The sequence below is a fragment of the Stieleria sedimenti genome (genome assembly GCF_025060895.1).
Classification (GTDB): domain Bacteria; phylum Planctomycetota; class Planctomycetia; order Pirellulales; family Pirellulaceae; genus Stieleria; species Stieleria sedimenti.
This window is the reverse complement of the sequence record NZ_JANZKV010000299.1, coordinates 1-1,192: the sequence shown is the minus strand read 5'-3', so window position 1 is coordinate 1,192 and position 1,192 is coordinate 1. Positions and strand designations below refer to the sequence as shown.

Genomic DNA, 1,192 nt, shown 5'->3' with positions numbered 1-1,192 from the left:
GTATCCGCAGCGCCCCAGCGAGAGCTGCCGCCCGCGCAGCGACGGCATCCCCAAGTACAAATCATCCAGCGGTGAGTGGCGATCAAAATAGCGTGATGCGACGACGTGCACCCGAGCCAAATTCGTGTTGCCGGCCAGACGCACGGTCACGCCGCCGTCCTGGTTGCGGTTGATATCGCGGATCGAGATCGGGACGGCAACACTTTGTTCGCGATGGCGGACCTGTCCGACCAGGACCTGATCGATGGTCGGGCCTTGGACGACGGTGATCTGAGTTTGGTTACCGGTGCGACGGTCAACCAAGCGAAGATCCCCCGCCGGCAGATTGGAGGCAACCAGGAAACCGTTTTCCAGACGCAGTTGATCCGAGTGGTCGGCATGGTTCTGGCCGTCACGCGTCGCCAGCAATCGAAACTGGTCGACCGGTGCGCCATCGACCAGCGGCAGACGCAAGTCGTTTTCGGTCGACAGGTGCAACGCGGAGGGCCAGATCTGCTGATTGAGCGCCAGGTCAAACCGATGCTGCGTTTGATTGGCGATCCCGTATTGCAAACGACGCACCCCGGCCAATTGTCCCAGTTGCACCCGTCCGCGATCATCGCTTTGCAGGTAGCGGCTGGGGCGGACCTCGCCGATGTCGACGGAAAATTCCAATTGCACCGTCGCACCCGCGATCGCTTCGCCGCTGCGTCCGCGCGTTTCGATCACGTAGTTGTCACCGTCGCGAGTCAGGAAGGCATCGACGGTGTGGGTGGTGCGGCGGATCCCGGCGATCTCGATGGAGTGGCTAGCGCTCAGGTCTCGATGTCGGCGGTCGGAGAGGCCGACCACGTGACCGGACAAATGAAAGTCGATCCGGGCGACACGCGACGGCACACGGAAATCGAGCTGCATTTCTTTTGCCTGATCCAGTTCAAGCCCACTGAATTGCTTGCTGGTTTCGATCCCGTCGAGATCTGTGGCGACGATCCGAACCGTCGCTTCTTTCAAGATCGCCGGGTCGACAGGTGTCGTTCCCACTCGCAATTGCGGACGGACCAGCAGCGTGGCGGTGCGACCGGATTGAAGTAACGTTTGGTCGACAAAGAACCCGGCTTTGAGCGAATACGTTTCGTCCGGCTGTCGAATTTTGATCGACTTGGCGATTTTGCCATCGCTGACGATCACCTTGCGGTCGACTGCCTGGTTGACC

1 protein-coding gene is annotated in these 1,192 nt (G+C 60.6%); it reads right to left on the bottom strand.

The window, feature by feature from the left end:
- A partial coding sequence (locus NZK35_RS31090) for a hypothetical protein (protein WP_259636430.1) occupies positions 1-1,192 on the bottom strand: 1,192 nt, incomplete at both ends.